The sequence below is a fragment of the Brachybacterium tyrofermentans genome, from assembly GCF_039526165.1.
Lineage (GTDB): Bacteria > Actinomycetota > Actinomycetes > Actinomycetales > Dermabacteraceae > Brachybacterium > Brachybacterium tyrofermentans.
In genome coordinates, this window is the sequence record NZ_BAAAIR010000069.1 from 1 (window position 1) to 1,192 (window position 1,192).

General features: G+C 65.2%; 2 protein-coding genes and 1 other annotated feature. Both genes read left to right on the forward strand.

Annotated elements, in window-relative coordinates; all coding sequences use genetic code 11:
* The first annotated feature begins 84 nt into the window (after positions 1 to 84).
* Positions 85 to 405, forward strand: coding sequence for a transposase (locus ABD093_RS18250; protein ID WP_193119113.1), 321 nt, complete (start codon positions 85 to 87; stop codon positions 403 to 405).
* Positions 366 to 494: a sequence feature (AL1L pseudoknot), on the forward strand. Its footprint overlaps the gene before it by 40 nt.
* On the forward strand, positions 402 to 1,175 hold the full coding sequence (locus ABD093_RS18255; RefSeq protein WP_343926295.1) for an IS3 family transposase: 774 nt from the start codon (positions 402 to 404) through the stop codon (positions 1,173 to 1,175). It overlaps the preceding feature by 93 nt. The genes ABD093_RS18250 and ABD093_RS18255 overlap by 4 nt, the downstream gene beginning before the upstream one ends.
* Positions 1,176 to 1,192: the final 17 nt, after the last annotated feature.

The following is a 1,192-nucleotide window of genomic DNA, read 5'->3' on the forward strand; positions in this document are numbered from 1 at the left end:
CAAGCCCTATTCTTCCAGGTCAGGAGCACCTTCACCCATCACGACCCACCCCTCGGACACCTCAACGATGAAAGCCCGAGGCTCATGGCCGCACCACGTAAGTATCCCGACGAGCTCCGAGAGCGAGCGATCCGGATGGTCTTGGACCTCCTCGAGGAGGATCCCGGCTCCCAGCGGGGAGTGTTTCGCCGGGTCGGTGACCAGCTCGGCGTGAACCCCGAGACCCTGCGCGGCTGGGTCCGTCAGTCCCAGATCGATGCCGGCTCCCGCCCGGGCACCACCACCGACGATGCGCAGAAGCTCGTCGAGCTCGAGAAGGAAGTGCGCGAGCTTCGGCGCGCGAACGCGATCTTGAGGTCTGCGTCGGCTTTCTTCGCGGCGGAGCTCGACCGCCCCTCCAGGTGACCTGCTCGTTCATCGACGAGCACAAGGAAGAGTTCGGAGTCGAGCCGATCTGCACGACCCTGCGAGAAGCAGGCGTCCAGATCGCTCCGAGCACCTACTACGCTCGCCAGCAGCGCGAGCCGTCTGCCCGGGCACGCCGGGACGAGGTCCTCAAGGAGGAGATCGCGCAGGTTCACCACGACAACCTCCGCGTGTTCGGCGCGAGGAAGATGCACATCGTGCTCAACCGTGAAGAAGATCGCCTCGGGCGCGGGCACGTCGCGCGCTGCACGACCGAGCGCCTGATGCGCGACCTCGGTCTCCACGGGATCCGCCGGAAGAAGGCACCGAACACGACGAGATCCGCGCCGAGGGAGGATTGCCCGGCAGATCTGGTGGACCGCCATTTCAGCGCGTTCGCGCCGAACCAGCTGTGGGTCGCGGACATCACCTACGTCCACACGTTCTCCGGATGGGTCTACGTCGCGTTCGTGATCGACGTGTTCAACCGGGAGATCGTGGGCTGGCGAGCGTCTCGCTCGCTACATACCGAGCTCGCTCTAGATGCCTTGAACATGGCGATCTACCTGCGCAGACGCGAGGGGGCAGACCTCAGTGGGCTCGTGCATCACTCCGACCGAGGAGTCCAGTATCGGGCGATCCGCTACGGGCAGGTCCTGGCCGAGCAAGAAGCGGTCGCCTCGGTCGGCTCACGCGGCGATTCCTATGACTGTCAGTCTCTATCTACCCGATCCCGCGAGGATGGGGTAGTCCCGGCCGACGCGGTCTGACCCTTGCTTATGACTGG

Excerpts from the sequence above, each read along its gene's own strand:
- ABD093_RS18250 (WP_193119113.1), top strand. The coding sequence starts at position 85 with ATGGCCGCACCACGTAAGTATCCCGACGAGCTCCGAGAGCGAGCGATC.